Genomic DNA, 16696 nt, shown 5'->3' on the forward strand with positions numbered 1-16696 from the left:
ACAGGACGATTTGTTGCGTCGGGGTATCGGGATGACTTCCCAGCGTACCCGCGAACGCTTGATCCAGCGTCTTTACGATGAAGGCCTGTCCAACACCCAGGTGCTGGAAGTCATTCGGCGTACGCCGCGGCATCTGTTCGTCGACGAGGCCCTGGCGCATCGCGCCTATGAAGACACGGCCTTGCCGATCGGGCACAACCAGACGATCTCGCAGCCTTATATGGTGGCGCGCATGAGCGAGTTGCTGCTGGCGGCCGGTCCATTGGACAAGGTGCTGGAGATCGGCACCGGCTCGGGTTACCAGACGGCGGTATTGTCGCAACTGGTGGAGCGGGTGTTCTCGGTCGAGCGCATCAAGGTATTGCAGGATCGGGCCAAGGAACGCCTGGTCGAGCTGAACCTGCGCAACGTGGTATTCCGCTGGGGCGACGGCTGGGAAGGCTGGCCGGCGCTGGCGCCGTACAACGGGATTATCGTGACGGCGGTCGCCACCGACATCCCTCAGGCCCTGCTGGACCAATTGGCACCGGGTGGGCGGATGGTGATTCCGGTCGGCTCCGGCGAAGTACAGCAACTGATGCTGGTCATTCGTGAAGAGCAGGGGTTTTCGCGGCAGGTTCTCGGCGCGGTTCGCTTCGTTCCCTTGCTCAACGGGCCGTTGGCCTGAGCATTTGTTCGGAGCGGGTGAATTCTGTTTGATCGGCTTGGTCTTACAGCTTGATCAATCGGTTAAGTAACCTTGAACCCTGATCGATATGCCTGTGCCTGCCGATTTCGCTTTGCCGGGAGTAAAGCGCGGGTGGCCGGTTATACTTGCGACATTTCATGCCTGAGCCAGGCACTATTTATCTTCAACCACCACAAAGGGAGCGGCGGGTGAGTCTCACAGTCATTGCGCAGCGTATGGGTACAACAAGCTTTCAGCGACTGGTGATTGGCCTTGTCTTGAGTTCTCTGTTGGTCGGGTGTTCGAGCAATAAGTCGAGCAGCGCCCGGGTCGTCGATCGCACCAGTGCGGTACCGCAGCGTCCGACGGTGACCACGGGGCAATACACGGTTCGTCGCGGCGATACCCTGTTCTCGATCGCCTTCCGCTATGGCTGGGACTACAAGGCCCTGGCCGCGCGCAACAATATCGCCGAGCCGTACACCATTCACCCGGGGCAGACCATCCGCTTCGACGGTCGCTCGGGTTCGGCACCGACAGCAGTGGTTACAAAGTCGGCTTCCAGTGCATCTTCTTCAAGTAAAACCACGGTAATTCGTCGTCCGGCAGGGGCCGCGCCAACGATTGCGAGCCAGCCCTCGCCGGCTCCATTACCGCCTGCAGGCCCCGCGCCAAAGGGCTGGGGCTGGCCTGCGAACGGTATTCTGATTGGAAAATTCTCTTCAAACGGTAGTTTGAATAAAGGCATTGATATCGCCGGGGATTTGGGACAGCCTGTTTTAGCTGCGTCTGATGGGACGGTGGTTTACGCCGGGAGTGGCTTAAGGGGCTACGGCGAACTGGTCATCATCAAACACAGCGATACCTACGTCAGTGCTTACGGCCACAGCCGTAGGCTGTTGGTTCGGGAGGGGCAGCAGGTCAAAGTCGGACAGACAATTGCCGAAATGGGATCAACTGGTACAGACCGGGTGAAACTGCACTTTGAGATTCGCCGACAAGGTAAACCTGTAGATCCGCTGCAATTCCTGCCACGTCGTTGATCCGTTACCAAGCCTGTTCCGTCACGTAGAGGGAACAGGTTCCAGCGTTGCCAAGGATAAAGGCGTCGCTTGAGCCTGAGGTCGAACTCACCAAAGGACTATAACAATGGCTCTCAGTAAAGAAGTGCCGGAGTTTGACATCGACGATGAAGTTCTCCTTATGGAGACGGATATCGCCACTGATTCGATGTCGAATGAGGGATCTGCTGTACCTTCAGTTCGTGCCAAATCCAAACACTCCGCTTCATTGAAACAACACAAGTACATTGATTACACACGAGCGCTCGACGCGACGCAGTTGTATCTCAATGAAATCGGCTTTTCTCCATTGCTCTCTCCGGAAGAAGAAGTTCATTTTGCGCGTCTGTCGCAAAGTGGCGATCCGGCCGGGCGCAAGCGCATGATTGAAAGCAACCTGCGTCTGGTGGTGAAAATCGCCCGGCGTTATGTCAATCGTGGGCTTTCGCTGCTGGACCTGATCGAAGAGGGCAACCTCGGTTTGATCCGGGCGGTGGAGAAGTTCGATCCGGAGCGCGGTTTCCGCTTCTCGACCTATGCCACCTGGTGGATCCGTCAAACCATCGAACGGGCAATCATGAACCAGACCCGGACTATCCGGCTGCCGATTCATGTGGTCAAAGAGCTCAACGTCTACCTGCGGGCAGCACGGGAGCTGACACAGAAACTCGACCATGAACCCTCCCCTGAAGAAATCGCCAACCTGCTGGAGAAACCGGTAGGTGAGGTCAAGCGCATGCTGGGCTTGAACGAGCGGGTTTCTTCAGTCGACGTCTCGCTGGGTCCGGATTCGGATAAAACCCTGCTGGACACCCTCACCGACGATCGTCCGACCGATCCGTGCGAGCTGTTGCAGGATGACGACCTGTCGCAAAGCATCGATCAATGGCTTTCCGAATTGACCGACAAGCAACGTGAAGTGGTCGTTCGCCGCTTCGGCTTGCGCGGTCACGAGAGCAGCACCCTGGAAGATGTGGGCCTGGAGATCGGGCTTACCCGAGAGCGGGTACGCCAGATCCAGGTCGAAGGTCTCAAGCGTTTGCGTGAGATCCTCGAGAAGAACGGCCTCTCCAGCGAGTCGCTGTTCCAATAACGGCACGAGCAACCCTGCCGTGAAAAGCCCCGACAGGTTCGGGGCTTTTTATTGGGAGATCGATAGGAGTCAGATGAAATAGTCAGGCGCGCGTTCAATAGCTGAAAGAGCATGTAAGTAAAGGCTTACTCTTTCGTAAGTGTTCGGTTTTTATACGGTATGAAAGTTGTCTGTTTGACCTGAGGATTTTAGTTATCCTGTTGATTAATAAGAGCTTATTTTGATGTCTAGAATGGCGTTCGACACTTTTTCTAGCTGTCAGTGCCATTGCTCTGTCATGGAAAATCTCTAATATCAGCCCTGTGTCGACGGATAGACACAGCCATCAAGGATGATGGTCAGGACATCGCAGGATGCGATTCATCAGGACGATGAAAAGGAACACAGGGACTAGGGAAAAAAGGTGGGCGGGTCATACCGCCCCTTTTTTTTGCCTGCGTAAAAGTGAATCCGGAATAGCAAAAAGGCCTGCAAGGGGCCTTTTTGGGGAACGCGAGGTAATCAGCGTTCGAGGTCTTTGATCTTGCCTTTGACGCCATCCCACTCTTCGGCATCGGGCAGGGAATCTTTCTTTTCAGTGATATTGGGCCAGATTTCGGCCAGCTCAACGTTCAACTGAATGAATTCCTGCATCTCTTCCGGAACTTCGTCCTCGGAGAAGATCGCTACAGCGGGGCATTCAGGCTCGCACAGCGCGCAGTCAATGCACTCATCCGGGTGAATCACCAGGAAGTTCGGGCCTTCGTAAAAGCAGTCCACCGGACAGACTTCTACGCAGTCGGTGTACTTGCACTTGATGCAGTTGTCGGTGACGACGAAGGTCATTTCTAATTCTCTCCTCAGGCGGCGGCAGCGGAGCCCCTTCAGGACGGGGTCGCCAGGTTCGGGAGCGATAGTCTGCGGACCAGGCTAATAGTCCGCAGCATCCCAAACCGCGCGAGATTCTAACAGCTTGAAAGCATCAGCGTTAGATGCGTGTCTTCAATGTATAGAGCATTTCCAGTGCCTTGCGCGGGGTCATGTCGTCCAGATCGAGCTTGGCCAGGTCATCGAGGACTGGGTGCGGCAGGCTGGCGAACATGTCGCTTTGCTGCGGGACCGAGGGCTTGCCCGGTACCAGAGACGGCGCTTCATGGGGCAGGCTGGTGGTCTCCAGGCGACTCAGGTGCTCGCGGGCGCGGACGATCACATCGCTCGGAACCCCCGCTAACTGGGCCACGGCCAGGCCATAGCTCTGGCTGGCAGGGCCTGGCAGCACGTGGTGCAGGAACACGATGCGTTCGTTGTGCTCGGTGGCGTTGAGGTGCACGTTGGCGACCAGAGGTTCGCTTTCCGGCAGGACGGTGAGCTCGAAGTAGTGGGTGGCGAACAGGGTGTACGCCCGCAGCTGGGCGAGACGTTCTGCCGCAGCCCAGGCCAGGGACAGACCATCGAAGGTACTGGTGCCGCGACCCACTTCGTCCATCAGCACCAGGCTGCGCTCGGTGGCGTTATGCAGAATGTTGGCGGTTTCGCTCATTTCCACCATGAAGGTGGAACGACCGCCGGCCAGGTCATCGCTGGAACCGATCCGGGTAAAGATGCGGTCCACCAGCGACAGCTCGCAGCTCGCCGCCGGCACGAAGCTGCCGATATGGGCCAGCAGCACGATCAGCGCGGTTTGCCGCATATAAGTGGATTTACCACCCATGTTCGGGCCGGTGATCACCAACATCCGGGTTTGATCGTCGAGGCTCAGGTCGTTGGCCACGAACGGCGTGGTCAGGACCTGCTCGACCACCGGGTGACGACCCTGGGTGATGCGCATGCACGGCTCGCTGACGAAGCGCGGGCAATTGAGGTCGAGATTCAGCGCTCGCTCGGCCAGGTTGCTCAGCACGTCCAGCTCGGCCAGCGCCGCGGCGGTGTCCTGCAGCGGCGGCAGGTGACCGATCAGGGTTTCCAGCAGGGCTTCGTAGAGCATCTTTTCGCGAGCCAGCGCGCGGCTCTTGGCGGACAGCGCCTTATCTTCGAAAGCCTTGAGCTCCGGAGTGATGAAGCGTTCTGCGCCTTTGAGGGTCTGGCGGCGGATGTAGTCCGCGGGGGCCTGTTCCGCCTGTTTGCTCGGCAATTCGATGAAGTAGCCGTGAATCCGGTTATAGCCGACTTTCAGGTTGGCCAGGCCGGTGCGGGCCTTCTCCCGGGCTTCCAGGTCGATAAGGAATTGGCCGGCGTTTTCGCTCAGCGATTGCAGCTCGTCCAGCTCGGAGTCGTAGCCGGTCTTCAGTACGCCACCATCGCGGATCACCGCTGGCGGGTTGTCGATGATGGCTTTTTCCAGCAGCGCCGCCAGTTCCGGGTAGGTGTTGGTGGTCACGGCCAGTTGGCTCAGGTGCTCGGCTTCGAGCTCGGTCATCGCCACTTGCAGTTCCGGCAGCGCCGCCAGGGCATCGCGCAGGCGCGCCAGGTCGCGGGGACGGGCGTTGCGCAGGCCAATACGGGCGAGGATCCGCTCGATGTCGCCGATCTCCTTGAGCTGCGGTTGCAGCCTTTCGAAACGGTAACCGTCCAGCAGGCAGCCGATCGAGGTCTGCCGCGCCTGCAGGACTTTCAAGTCGCGCAGTGGGCGGTTCAGCCAGCGGGTCAGCAAGCGGCTGCCCATGGCCGTCTGGCAACGGTCGACCACCGATTGCAGGGTGTTGTCGCGACCGCCGGCGAGGTTGGTGTCCAGCTCCAGGTTGCGCCGGCTGGCGCCGTCGAGCACCACGGTGTCGTCCAGGCGTTCGTGACGCAGGCTGCGCAGGTGGGGCAGGGCGGTGCGCTGGGTTTCCTTGGCATAGCTCAGCAGGCAGCCCGCGGCGCCGATGGCCAGGGTCAGATTCTCGCAGCCGAAGCCCTTGAGGTCCTGGGTGGAGAACTGCTGGCACAGGCTCTTGTGGGCCGAGTCGCGTTCGAAGTCCCAGGGCGCGCGACGGCGCACGCCACGGCGTTTTTCCGCCGGCAGGCCTTGCGGCCAGTCGTCCGGAATCAACAGTTCCACCGGGTTGATGCGTTCCAGCTCGGCCAGCAGGTTTTCCCAGCCCTTGATTTCCAGGACCGTGAAATTGCCGCTGGTGATGTCCAGCACCGCAAGGCCGAACAGACGCTCGTCGCCCAGCACCGCCGCGATCAGGTTGTCCCGGCGCTCGTCGAGCAGGGCCTCGTCGCTGACGGTCCCCGGGGTGATGATCCGCACCACCTGGCGCTCCACCGGGCCCTTGCTGGTGGCCGGGTCGCCGACCTGTTCACAGATCACCACCGACTCGCCAAGCTTCACCAGTTTGGCCAGGTAACCTTCGGCGGCGTGATAAGGAATCCCGCACATCGGAATCGCCTGGCCAGCCGACTGCCCGCGCGCGGTCAGGGTGATGTCCAGCAACTTGGCGGCCTTCTTTGCGTCTTCATAGAAGATTTCGTAGAAGTCGCCCATGCGATAGAACATCAGCTGGTCGGGGTGCTGGTTCTTGAGGCGCCAGTACTGCTGCATCATCGGCGTGTGGGAGGACAGATCGGTGAGCGCTTTATTCATCGGGTCGTCAGGTTGATTCGTTGAAAGGGTGGGCAAAAGCAAAGGGCATGGGCCCGGCTTTTTCGCGATGGGCGCAAGGTTACCATGGGCGGTCCGACCTTCGCAGGGATGAACCCAGACGGATTTTGGGTGTTTTATGCATAAATATGCATTTTAGCATTTGTCATCGGCGAAAATAACCCGCAATATGCGCGTTATGCAAAAGCGCAACGTATCTACCGTCTTAAGAGAGCTACTCGATCGCGATGGCATTTCCCCCACGGAACTCCATCGGCGTACCGGCGTGCCTCAATCCACCCTTTCGCGGATCCTCAGCGGCAAGATTGTCGATCCTTCGGACAAACACATCTCGCGGATCGCCGAGTACTTCCAGGTGAGCACTGATCAACTGCGCGGGCGCGCGGCGGTCGCCTCTGCCCGGCCGGCCGATCCGCATTCGGAACTCAAGGACATAAGTCTGTGGGACGACGATACCCCCGTCGATGACGACGAGGTGTCGGTCCCCTTTCTTCGCGAGGTTGAATTGGCTGCGGGATCAGGAAGATTCGTCATCGAGGAAAGCGAGCGCTCCAGTCTGCGCTTCGGCAAGCGCAGCCTGCGACACAATGGCGTGCAGTTCGACCAGGCCAAATGCGTGACGGTACGCGGCAACAGCATGTTGCCGGTGCTGCGCGACGGTGCCACGGTGGGGGTCAATGCCGGCAAATGCGGTATCGGCGACATCATCGACGGCGACCTGTATGCCATCAACCACAACGGCCAGCTGCGAGTGAAGCAGCTCTATCGTCTGCCTTCCGGCATTCGCCTGCGCAGCTTCAACCGCGACGAACACCCGGATGAGGACTACAGCTTCCAGGAAATGCAGGAAGAGCAGATCGTCATCCTCGGTCACGTCTTCTGGTGGGGCATGTACGCCCGTTAACCACAGCCCATAACGCCAAAGCCCGCCATCGAGCGGGCTTTTTTGTGCCCGCGGAAAACCCTCCACGCCTTTATTTATGCGGTGTTCATGCGTAGGTGCATTTGACCTGCATAAATAAATGCATTTGTGCATTGACTGTATATGCATCAATGCATATTATTCGTTCCAAGCCGCCCGACAGCGGTGAGCGACACTGCTCTTTAGTGGCAAAAGCAAAGGCAGCGATGAACCGGCCTCGACGGTTCAGAGGGTTGGCAACTGACCCGGGTGTGCAGCGTAAAGCACCGTGAACAGTTATCCGGCGGGCAGGGACCGCGGTCGGAAAAACAATTTGAATAGACTCGTACCGCGCCAGTAGCGCCGAAAAGTCAGCTTCCTTTTTGTTCACAGGATGAAAGGAAGGCGAAGGATCGCATTCTGAAAAGCCCGGCGGATTGCCGGGCTTTTTGGAATGCCTACCTGAAGCGCATAGGCATATCAGGCTTCATCCCTGGATGGCCAATGCAAAAGGAAGGATCCGATGAACATCACAAGGCATTGCAGATGTTGAAAGATTGTCGATGTGGACATTGCAAGAGACTGCTCGCCCGGATCGGCGAGTATGCAGAGCTCCAGATCAAATGTTCCCGATGCGGAACGCTGAATCATGTGAGGGCCGCGAGCCCCGAGCGATCGCCTGTGAGCGACATGAATGCTGCTTCGGCGGCCCGACCCAATCCATCACAGCCATAGGTGAACACATGAAAGTCTTGAAAAAATATGTCGCTCCCATTCTGGCCGCCGTTGTGCTGCTGGGCTCCGCAGCCAATGCCGTTGCGGCCAACCTGCTGGTCAACGGCAGCTTTGAACAGCCCGGTTGCAGTGGTAGCTGTATTCTGGATACCCCGGCAAAAACCAACTTCATTACCGGCTGGACGACATTCCTGTCCGGTGCCGAGTACTTCAACGTGCCGGCTTCGATTGGCGGCTCCGTAGCCGCGGACGGTCTGGTGATTGTTGACCTGGCGAACTATATCTATGGCAACGGCGGGGGCATTCAACAGAACTTTGCCACTGTCGTTGGCGCCAAGTACCGACTGACGTTCAGCGCCGGTAACTCGAAGTTCGCCGGTCGTTCGGGCGACGGGGTGGTACAGGTCAAAGTGGCTGGCCAAACCGCCACTTTCAATACGCCGACCGCCAAAGGCGTTGCGATCGAGTGGAGCACCCTGACCTACGACTTCACCGCCACTACCACGCAAACGACTCTGGCGTTCTCCAACGAACAGAATCCGTACGCCAACTTTGCCTTTATCGACAACGTCATTGTTGAACGTCTGTAACTCCCGTTCAGCGGACTTTTCCGGGGTTGAAGACAGCGCCGGTGACTCGGTGCTGTCTTGCCCTCAATCCCTGCACTCATCAACGCTCCCAGGAGGCGTGACATGACAAACGAGCAACAAGCGTTGCTGGACATGCCGATCTGGCTTGTCATCGTCCTCGCCCTGGTGGGCGGGGTGTCCGGCGAAATGTGGCGCGCCGACAAGGAGGGCGCCCGCGGCTGGTTGCTGCTGCGGCGCCTGGCACTGCGCTCCGGGGCCTGCGTGATCTGCGGGGTCTCGACCATCATGCTGCTGTACGCCGCCGGCGTATCGATCTGGACCGCTGGCGCCTTCGGTTGCCTGACCGCCATGGCGGGCGCCGACGTGGCCATCGGGCTCTACGAGCGCTGGGCGGCCAAGCGGCTGGGTGTGTGCGAAGTGCCGCCCAAGGATCCCCGCTCGGACTCCTGAATAACGACCAAAACAGATCGTCGACTCATTGAGTCGACGCTGCCGTGATACCCGCCTGACGCAGGACGCGTACTCGTATTGAACGAGCTCAATCGGCCCTCCCGGCAGGGAGGCGCCAGGTACGGCCCAGCGCCGTCCATCCATCCGTTTCAAACAGAGGCAAACCATGATTCCAATCGACTACAACAGCTATCGCACCCTCGCGCCCTACAACAAGCGGGTGCGGTTCCTGGTGCTGCATTACACGGCCCTGAACTTCGAGGCGTCGGTCAAGGCGTTGACCACCGGTGCGGCGAGCGCCCATTACCTGATCCCGGCGGTACAGGATCCGACGTATCAGGCCGCGGGTTTCCAGGAACAACGAATCTTCAACCTGGTGGCCGAAGAAGACCGCGCCTGGCATGCCGGAGTCAGTGACTGGGCCGGTCGCAGCGGCTTGAACGATACTTCCATCGGCATCGAGATCGTCAACGAGGCCACCGATGTCAATGGCGTCTTCACTTTCCCGGATTACGAACGCTCCCAGGTCGAGGCGCTCAAGCAACTGGCCCTGAATATTCTCCAGCGTTATCCGGACATGTCGCCGAAAAACGTGGTGGGCCACTCCGATATCGCGGTGGGCCGCAAATCCGATCCGGGCCCCAAACTGCCCTGGAAAGAACTCTACAAGGCCGGTATCGGCGCCTGGTACGACGAGCCGACCAAGAAGAAATACGTCCGGCAATTCCGTGTCGCGGGTCTGCCTGAGCGCGCCGAAGCGCTCAAGGCCTTCGCCACCTACGGCTATGGCGTGCCGGCCCAGGCAACGGATGACTTCTTCCAGTCGCTGGTGCGGGCCTTCCAGATGCACTTCAGGCCGAAGAACTACGCCGGGAAACTGGATGTGGAAACCTGCGCGATCCTTTATGCGCTGAACGAGAAGTACGCCTGATTCGACCCGACCGGGACTCCATCGAAGGTGATGCCGGACCTCAGCGAAGTCTCGTGAGTCATCCGTTGCATCACCCAACCCTTCGCGATCTCGCGCACCGATCTGGCGAGCCAGAGCCCTGCTCAAACCGACGTTCACCGCCCCTCCAACTCGCACCACATCCGCAGCACCCCAGCGCAATCTCAACCCTGATATCCGAACAGGAAGCCCCCTATGCCCGCCGTCATCGACAAGCCGTCGCAGCTGTTTTTTGCCATTGCCGAGACTCTGCGAGGGGCGGGCCTTGGCCTCAAGGTTGGCAGTCACCAGGAGTTCGATGGTCTGCTCGACCAGGCCTGGGTGCTGATGGCGATCGAGCGCGATGCCCCGGGCATGCGCAGCCAGGAAGGGCGTATCGCCCATGTCCTGACGATCTCGCTGCAAGTTGTGGCGGCTGTGGGGGCCGAGCGTTCCGGGTTCGAGGCCTGCGATCTGGCGAGCGTGCTGAAGGATCTGGCCATGGATAACCGTTGGGGCCTCCCGGCAGCGCAGTGCGACCTGCCGATGAGCCTCGAGGGCCTGCCCTCGACCCTGATCCGCGGCGAGCAGCAATACGCCGCCTGGACGCTGTCGTTCACCCAGACGCTGTACCTCGGGCAACCATTGCTGGACGACCCGACCGGCATACCGAAGTTCGCCCGTACCTGGGAAGTCTCGAACATCGACGACCCCGACCAATACCAAGCACTTGAGGGTTGAGCCATGTTTGACGAGCTGCTGCGCATGCAGCTGGGCCCGATCATCGAGCGACTGGCCGAAATGGAAACCGAACTCGATGACTTGCACCGGCGGGCGGAAAACCATTGCCGTATTGGCGTGTGCCAGGCGGTCGATGCGGCCAGCAACACCTGCCGGGTCAGCCACGGAGAGCTGCTGACGCCGGCGATCAGGTTCTTCAACCCCAGCGCCGGCGCGCAAAGCGAATCGCGCATTCCTTCCGTGGGCGAGCAGTGCCTGCTGCTCAACTACGGTGGCGGCGACGGCGGGGCCCAGTCGGTGGCGCTGTTCGGCCTCAACTGCGACCGCTTTCCACCGGTGTCGACCCTGGCCGCGCTGACCCGCCGCCAATACGCCGATGGCACCCAAAGCAGTTATGACGACGCCGGCCATGTCTTGAACTGGAGCAACGGCCCGACCGCGCTCACCGCCTCCCGCGAGGCGGTCGAGTTGAGCATCGGTCCCGCCCGGCTGGCGATGAGGCCCGAGGCGATTGAGCTGCAGTTGGGCGCGGTGGGCATCTTGCTCGACAGCGCCGGCATCCACTTCAGCGGCCCCCTGGTGGAACACCAGGGCCGCGTTATCAGCCCTTGATAAGAGGCTTTCCATGATTGGAGTCGATAGAAACACCGGCGCCGCGGTCGATGACTGGCTGCAGTTCGTGCAGCGCGCGACCCGCGCCCTGACCACGCCGTTGGGTACGCGGCAGAAGCGCCCTTTGTACGGTTCGCTGATTCCCGACCTGCTGGGCCAGAACCTCGGCGACGACCTGCTGATCCTCGCCCAGAGCCATGCCGCGCAGGCGTTCTACAACGAGCAGAACGGCATTGGCGATTTCGAGCCGCAGGTCATAGTCGCCAGCCGGCGCGGCGCCGGGCTGCTGTTGCGTTTCGCCGGCAGCTGGAAAAACCGCCAACAGACGTTCGAGGTCGTGACATGAGCATGCTGATACCCGGTGAACACCAGTTGGCCGAGCCGGCCATTGTCACAGTCGAAGAATTCGAGCCGCTGCTCGTCGAGTTCAAGGCCTTCGTCGTCGACTACGTGGCCCAGCGTTCCCCCGCCCATGCACAGAAGCTGCAGGCCAGCCTGGCCAACGAAAGCGAGCTGCTGACTCTGGCGCTGGAGGCCTTCTGCCTGCGCCTGCAGACCCATGAGCGCAAGTACAACGCCCGCATCAAGCAGATGCTGGCCTGGTGGGCCACCGGCAGCAATCTCGATGCACGCCTGGCGGACATGGGCCTGGAGCGACAGTTGCTCGACCCAGGCGATCCGGCGGCCTTTCCGCCGGTCCCCGCGGTCTACGAAAGCGACCAAGATGCGCGCCTGCGCTATTACCTGGCGCCCCATGCGCCGGCGGCGGGTTCGCGAATGCAGTATCGCCGCGAGGTGTTCACCCTCGGTGAGCGGCCGAGGGTGAAGGTGGACTCCACCGATGCGGGCGTGGTGACCGTCACCTACACCTTCGACCCGGACGGTTTCGCCGCTCAGGTCAAGGATGGCAACGGACGCCGTACCGCGCCGGGCGAAGTGCAGGTCACCGTGCTCTCACGGGAAGGCGACGGCACGCCGTCCGAAGACCTCCTCGAAGGCGTGCGCCGACACTTTGCCCGACCGGACGTGAAGCCGGAAACGGACCGGGTGACGGTGCAGGCGGCACAGATCAAGCCCTACAAGATCCGCGTGGTGGCCAAGATCAACCCGGGCCCCGATTCCGGACTGACCCAGGTCGCCACGCAGCGGCAACTCCAGGCTTACGCGGACAGCTGCCATCGCCTGGAAGGGCGGGTGGATCCGAGCTGGATCGATTACACCCTGCATGCCGCGGGCGCGGTGCAGCTGGAAATTCTCGAACCCTTGGCGCCGATCGTCACGACGGCCTTCCAGGCGCCGTACTGCACGGATGTCGAGGTTGAGGTGCTCACGCTATGAAGGACGAAGCCGTTCACCCGAGTCTCCTGCCGGTCAACAGCTCGCCTCTGGAGCGAGCGCTCGACCTCGGTTTTGCCCGCTTGCTCGAACGCATCGCGCCGCCGTTTCCGGAGCTGATGAGCCCCGCCGAAACACCGGTGGAATTCTTGCCTTATCTCGCGGCTGATCGGGGTGTCGGCGAGTGGCGCTCCGAAGCGCCCGAGGCCGAAAAGCGTTTGACGGTCGAGCTGGCTTGGCCCACCGCGCGTCAGGCCGGCACACGAAAGGCGCTGGAAAATGCCGCCAAGGGTTTGCAATTGATGCCCGAGGTTCGCGCCTGGTATGAGCAGACCCCGCCTGGGGCGCCCTACAGCTTTTCGGTCAGGGCCTTCACCGAGCGGCCTTACAGCGAAGAGATCGACGCGCGCCTCGATCGGCGCCTGGCGGATGCCAAAAGCGAACGCGACATCTTGACGGTATCCGTGGGCCTGAGCGCATTCGGTTCCCACTCCATCGCGGCGGCGACCGTCTGCGGCGAGTTGACCACCATCTACCCGATCGTCGTCGAGGGGCTCGAAGCCTCGGGCCAGGCCTTCATGGCCGCCGGGCTGTACAGCGTCGAAACATCCACTATTTATCCTCAGGGGTCCTAAATGGCCGACTATTACACCCTGCTCACGAATGCGGGGATCGCCTACGAAACTGCCTGCAAGGCAGCAGGCGTACCGATCAAGCTGTCGCAGATTTCCGTCGGTGACGGCGGTGGCGCGGTTTACAACCCGGCGGCGACCGATACTGTCCTCAAGCGCGAAGTCTGGCGCGGCCCGTTGAACGCCCTGTTCCAGGACGAGAAAAACCCCAGCTGGCTGCTGGCCGAAGTGACCATCCCGCCGGAGGTCGGCGGCTGGTATGTGCGTGAAGCAGGGCTGTGGACCGACACAGGTATTCTCTACGCCATCGTCAAGTATCCGGAGTCGTTCAAGCCGGTGTTGGCGACTTCGGGGTCGGGGAAAGAGTTCTATATCCGCTCGATTTTCGAGACCAGCAATGCGTCGCTGGTGACCTTGCTGATCGACGATACGGTGGTCAAGGCCACTCGTGCCTGGGTAGCCGGGTACGTGGCGGATGAACTCGCCAAGCTTGATGCCAAGCAGTCTGTACGGGTAGCTACTACAGGCAATATTGCGTTGAAGGCGTCACAAACTATTGATGGTGTTGCGGTCGTTGCGGGGGACAGGGTGTTGGTTGGACTTGCCCCTACAAAACCGGACACCAACTCCCCGTTAAATTGATGCTGGCGCCAAGCGCCTGAACTCCCTCGGTGAACGGTAATTCAAGGCGCTGTGCGGATGCTGCTCGTTGTAATGCTCGAAGGCAATTGCCAAGTTACGCAACGCCGTTTCTCGATCCGGCTTGGGCATGTGCGCCACGTAGTCACGCTTGATCGTCTTCACGAAGCTCTCGGCCATGCCGTTGCTCTGCGGGCTGCGCACCGGGGTGGTCACCGGCTGCAAGCCGATCTGTCGAGCAAACAGGCGTGTCTGTTCGGCGGTGTACGCCGAGCCGTTGTCGCTTAGCCATTGCACCGGCGTGACGGGCAGTTGATCACCAAAGCGCTTCTCCACGCTTTCCAGCATCAAGTCGCGGATATCATCGCCGCTGTACCCGGTCGGGCTCGCGACCCAGCCGATGGCCTCGCGATCACAGCAGTCCAGGGCGAAGGTCACGCTCAGTTTGGCCCCGTCCTCGCAGCGGAACTCAAAGCCGTCCGAGCACCAACGCGTATCGCTGGTTTTCACCGCAATACGGCCTTCGTGCCGACGCGGCACGCCGGGCTGTTTGAGTCGACGTTCCAACAGCAAGTTGTGATCACGCATGACCCGGTAAACTCGTTTCACGTTGATCGCCGGCAGCGACTGGGTTTCACGGGCGCGACGCAGCAATCCCCAGACACGACGGTAGCCATAGCTGGGAAGCTCGCTGACCTGTTGCTGGATTTCGACCACCAGCGCAGCATCGTCCACAGGCCTACTTCGCCGTACTTTGGGCGATACCGATTGCTTGATTCGAACCGTTAATTGCGAGCGCGCCACACCGAGACATTCGCTGACCAGCTTCACTGGTCGTCCCCCGGCAACAAGGGTGAGTGCGCAATCCATTTTCGCGACCGGGCGATCTCCACGGCCTCTTTGAGGATTTCGGCTTCCATCGTTTTCTTGCCCAGCATCCGTTGCAGTTCACGGATCTGCTTGAGCGCATCGCTCAGCTCGGAGGCAGGCACCACGGCTTCGCCAGCACTGACCGCCGACAGGCTGCCGTCCTGATACAGCTTGCGCCACAAGAACAGCTGATTGGCATTGATGCCGTTGCGCCGAGCGACGACCGACACACTTTGTCCTGGCTCAAGGCTCTCGCGAACCATGGCCAGCTTTTGCTCTGGGCTCCAGCGGCGCCGCCGCTCCTGGCCCAAAAGCTCCCCACTCTTATCGTTGCTGTTAGTCATAAACATAACCGTTTGCCTATCCCTTATCGTAAGGGGGAAACAGTGTCCTGTCTTTCATGGGGCTCGTTCATTGGTGAAGAACCAGACGTTATCAAAAGACAATGGGCTGTATGTTGTTGCGAATGATGTTTGGGTTCGCGCAAAAGATGCTGACTCAAACTTGAAAGTAACCTCTGGCCTTAACGTATCCGTTGAACAAGGCACAACTCAAGCTGACACGATCTGGCAGCTAGTGACCGATAGCCCTGTATTACTCGGCACTACCGCTTTGGTGTTTCAAAACATCACCTTCGGTTTTGCACCACTCAATTCACCGGTGTTCGCCGGCAGCCCGACAGCGCCAACAGCTAACATTTTTAGTAACGATGATGTTCTGGCAACGACTAAATTTGTTCAGCGCGCACTTGGCAGTTATGCCGGTCAGACGAACTATGATGTCAACACCCAGTTGACCATTGCCGACGTCGGGAAACTATCGATCTTTACTGCGCCCGGCTTGACGGCAACGCTTCCTGACTGGAACAGCGTTCCGCCTGGTGGCTTGGTTCATCTGACAACCACTGCGGGATTGACAGTTAAAACCCGATCCGGGGAAACCATTGGGGCTGTGAACACAACCAACTTGACTAGCGTTGTGCTTCAACCAGGCAATTTTGCGGTTTTCCGGCGCCTGTTGCTGGGGCCCGGTTGGAGTTTGGACTCGGGGGATACTGCGCTGAAGTATTCGCCGATGTTTCAAGCGTCGCTAACAGGGGCTAATGGTTACAAAAAAGACCCTAGCGGACTGATCGAGCAATGGGGACTGATTCCTTCGTACAACACTGGGGGAAACGTTTCGGTGGTGTACCCGATAGCATTTCCCAATGGTGTGCTTTCAATCACGACCCAGCGACTGGATGGAGTCATTACTGCCGGAACGATCGTGATCAATCAGATGCCGGCAACGGGATTCACCTTTGTTGATACTGCCGGTCCAACGGGGGATATCAATTCGATATTCTGGACTGCGAAAGGCAAGTAGGGAGCCATTTATGTATTACTCACCTTCAAAGAACGGCTTTTATGATTCGGACCTTACTGGTCATCTTCCAGATGATGTCGTAGAGATTAGCATTGAGGAGCACTTTCGCCTGTTGGAGGGGCAGAGTCAGGGACAGCTCATTTCAGCTGGTGCTGATGGGAAGCCTGCATTGAGCGCGCGTCCAAAACTGACGTCCGAGCAATTGTCGACGGTCGAACGTTTTTGGCGAGATCGGCGATTGTCTGATACGGATGGCATAGTCGCCAGGCACCGTGATGAGCTTGAGGACGATCACGAAACGACGCTGTCACCGGACGAGTATGTTCAGTTGCAAGCTTACCGCCGGGCCTTACGTAACTGGCCGGAGACGGGGGAGTTTCCATTGTCGGAACATCGCCCCCAAGCACCTGTGTGGCTGTTGCCGCAGACCCAATAAGCGCCCCGAATCCCGGGGTGTTTTCTTTCCCTCAAAAAACACTCAACACCTGCCAAGCCCCTCCCTCCGAGGGGCT

18 protein-coding genes and 1 pseudogene are annotated in these 16696 nt (G+C 59.7%); 16 read left to right on the plus strand and 3 right to left on the minus strand.

All coding sequences use genetic code 11. The annotated features are described in order from the left end of the window. The first annotated feature begins 31 nt into the window (after positions 1 to 31). The 3 genes from H0I86_RS05900 (at position 32) to rpoS (ending at position 2821) form a co-directional block, all read left to right on the plus strand. Complete coding sequence (locus H0I86_RS05900; protein ID WP_172667005.1) at positions 32 to 667, plus strand: protein-L-isoaspartate(D-aspartate) O-methyltransferase; 636 nt, start codon at positions 32 to 34, stop codon at positions 665 to 667. 209 nt (positions 668 to 876) lie between these two features. Next, positions 877 to 1710, plus strand: a complete 834-nt coding sequence (locus tag H0I86_RS05905; protein ID WP_180924361.1) for a peptidoglycan DD-metalloendopeptidase family protein — start codon at positions 877 to 879, stop codon at positions 1708 to 1710. A gap of 106 nt (positions 1711 to 1816) precedes the next feature. Then, entirely contained in the window at positions 1817 to 2821 is a 1005-nt protein-coding gene (rpoS, locus tag H0I86_RS05910) for an RNA polymerase sigma factor RpoS (RefSeq protein ID WP_007924026.1), read from the plus strand. A gap of 501 nt (positions 2822 to 3322) precedes the next feature. Here the strand turns inward: rpoS and fdxA are convergent. Next, positions 3323 to 3646 carry a ferredoxin FdxA gene (gene fdxA / locus H0I86_RS05915; RefSeq protein WP_007924025.1) on the minus strand — a complete coding sequence of 108 codons (324 nt, stop codon included), beginning with the start codon at positions 3644 to 3646 and terminating at the stop codon, positions 3323 to 3325. 142 nt (positions 3647 to 3788) lie between these two features. After that, a complete protein-coding gene (gene mutS, locus H0I86_RS05920) occupies positions 3789 to 6368 on the minus strand; it encodes a DNA mismatch repair protein MutS (protein ID WP_180924362.1) in 2580 nt (859 codons plus the stop codon). Between the two features lie 187 nt (positions 6369 to 6555). Between mutS and H0I86_RS05925 the strand changes: the two genes are divergently transcribed. The 11 genes and pseudogenes from H0I86_RS05925 to H0I86_RS05975 all read left to right on the plus strand — a co-directional run. Beyond that, positions 6556 to 7290: a LexA family transcriptional regulator gene (locus tag H0I86_RS05925; protein WP_164485924.1), complete on the plus strand. Its 735-nt coding sequence runs from the start codon at positions 6556 to 6558 to the stop codon at positions 7288 to 7290. Positions 7291 to 7833: 543 nt separating this feature from the next. Further along, positions 7834 to 8022 carry a Com family DNA-binding transcriptional regulator gene (locus H0I86_RS05930; protein WP_180925793.1) on the plus strand — a complete coding sequence of 63 codons (189 nt, stop codon included), beginning with the start codon at positions 7834 to 7836 and terminating at the stop codon, positions 8020 to 8022. Between the two features lie 8 nt (positions 8023 to 8030). Further along, a complete protein-coding gene (locus H0I86_RS05935; RefSeq protein ID WP_180924363.1) occupies positions 8031 to 8612 on the plus strand; it encodes a DUF642 domain-containing protein in 582 nt (193 codons plus the stop codon). Between the two features lie 102 nt (positions 8613 to 8714). Then, positions 8715 to 9062, plus strand: a complete 348-nt coding sequence (locus H0I86_RS05940; protein WP_009047293.1) for a phage holin family protein — start codon at positions 8715 to 8717, stop codon at positions 9060 to 9062. A 166-nt stretch (positions 9063 to 9228) separates the two neighbouring features. Beyond that, positions 9229 to 9993 carry an N-acetylmuramoyl-L-alanine amidase gene (locus H0I86_RS05945; RefSeq protein ID WP_180924364.1) on the plus strand — a complete coding sequence of 255 codons (765 nt, stop codon included), beginning with the start codon at positions 9229 to 9231 and terminating at the stop codon, positions 9991 to 9993. A 213-nt stretch (positions 9994 to 10206) separates the two neighbouring features. Further along, positions 10207 to 10731, plus strand: coding sequence for a hypothetical protein (locus H0I86_RS05950; protein WP_180924365.1), 525 nt, complete (start codon positions 10207 to 10209; stop codon positions 10729 to 10731). A 3-nt stretch (positions 10732 to 10734) separates the two neighbouring features. Continuing rightward, positions 10735 to 11343, plus strand: coding sequence for a phage baseplate assembly protein V (locus tag H0I86_RS05955; protein WP_180924366.1), 609 nt, complete (start codon positions 10735 to 10737; stop codon positions 11341 to 11343). A 13-nt stretch (positions 11344 to 11356) separates the two neighbouring features. Further along, positions 11357 to 11689, plus strand: a complete 333-nt coding sequence (locus H0I86_RS05960) for a phage baseplate protein (protein WP_180924367.1) — start codon at positions 11357 to 11359, stop codon at positions 11687 to 11689. Then, entirely contained in the window at positions 11686 to 12681 is a 996-nt protein-coding gene (locus tag H0I86_RS05965) for a baseplate J/gp47 family protein (RefSeq protein WP_180924368.1), read from the plus strand. Before H0I86_RS05960 ends, H0I86_RS05965 begins: the two co-directional genes overlap by 4 nt. After that, entirely contained in the window at positions 12678 to 13313 is a 636-nt protein-coding gene (locus H0I86_RS05970) for a phage tail protein I (RefSeq protein ID WP_038630731.1), read from the plus strand. The genes H0I86_RS05965 and H0I86_RS05970 overlap by 4 nt, the downstream gene beginning before the upstream one ends. Further along, positions 13314 to 13907, plus strand: a pseudogene (locus tag H0I86_RS05975) (phage tail protein); the annotation flags it as partial. Between the two features lie 36 nt (positions 13908 to 13943). Here the strand turns inward: H0I86_RS05975 and H0I86_RS05980 are convergent. Then, a protein-coding gene (locus H0I86_RS05980) for an IS3 family transposase (protein WP_373369362.1) occupies positions 13944 to 15163 on the minus strand; the annotation gives its coding sequence in 2 pieces (ribosomal slippage) (positions 13944 to 14818 and positions 14818 to 15163; 1221 coding nt in all). Positions 15164 to 15236: 73 nt separating this feature from the next. Between H0I86_RS05980 and H0I86_RS05985 the strand changes: the two genes are divergently transcribed. Then, positions 15237 to 16184, plus strand: a complete 948-nt coding sequence (locus H0I86_RS05985; RefSeq protein ID WP_180924369.1) for a gp53-like domain-containing protein — start codon at positions 15237 to 15239, stop codon at positions 16182 to 16184. A gap of 10 nt (positions 16185 to 16194) precedes the next feature. Then, complete coding sequence (locus H0I86_RS05990; protein ID WP_180924370.1) at positions 16195 to 16620, plus strand: phage tail assembly chaperone; 426 nt, start codon at positions 16195 to 16197, stop codon at positions 16618 to 16620. Positions 16621 to 16696: the final 76 nt, after the last annotated feature.

Source organism: Pseudomonas chlororaphis subsp. aurantiaca, assembly GCF_013466605.1.
Classification (GTDB): domain Bacteria; phylum Pseudomonadota; class Gammaproteobacteria; order Pseudomonadales; family Pseudomonadaceae; genus Aquipseudomonas; species Aquipseudomonas chlororaphis_I.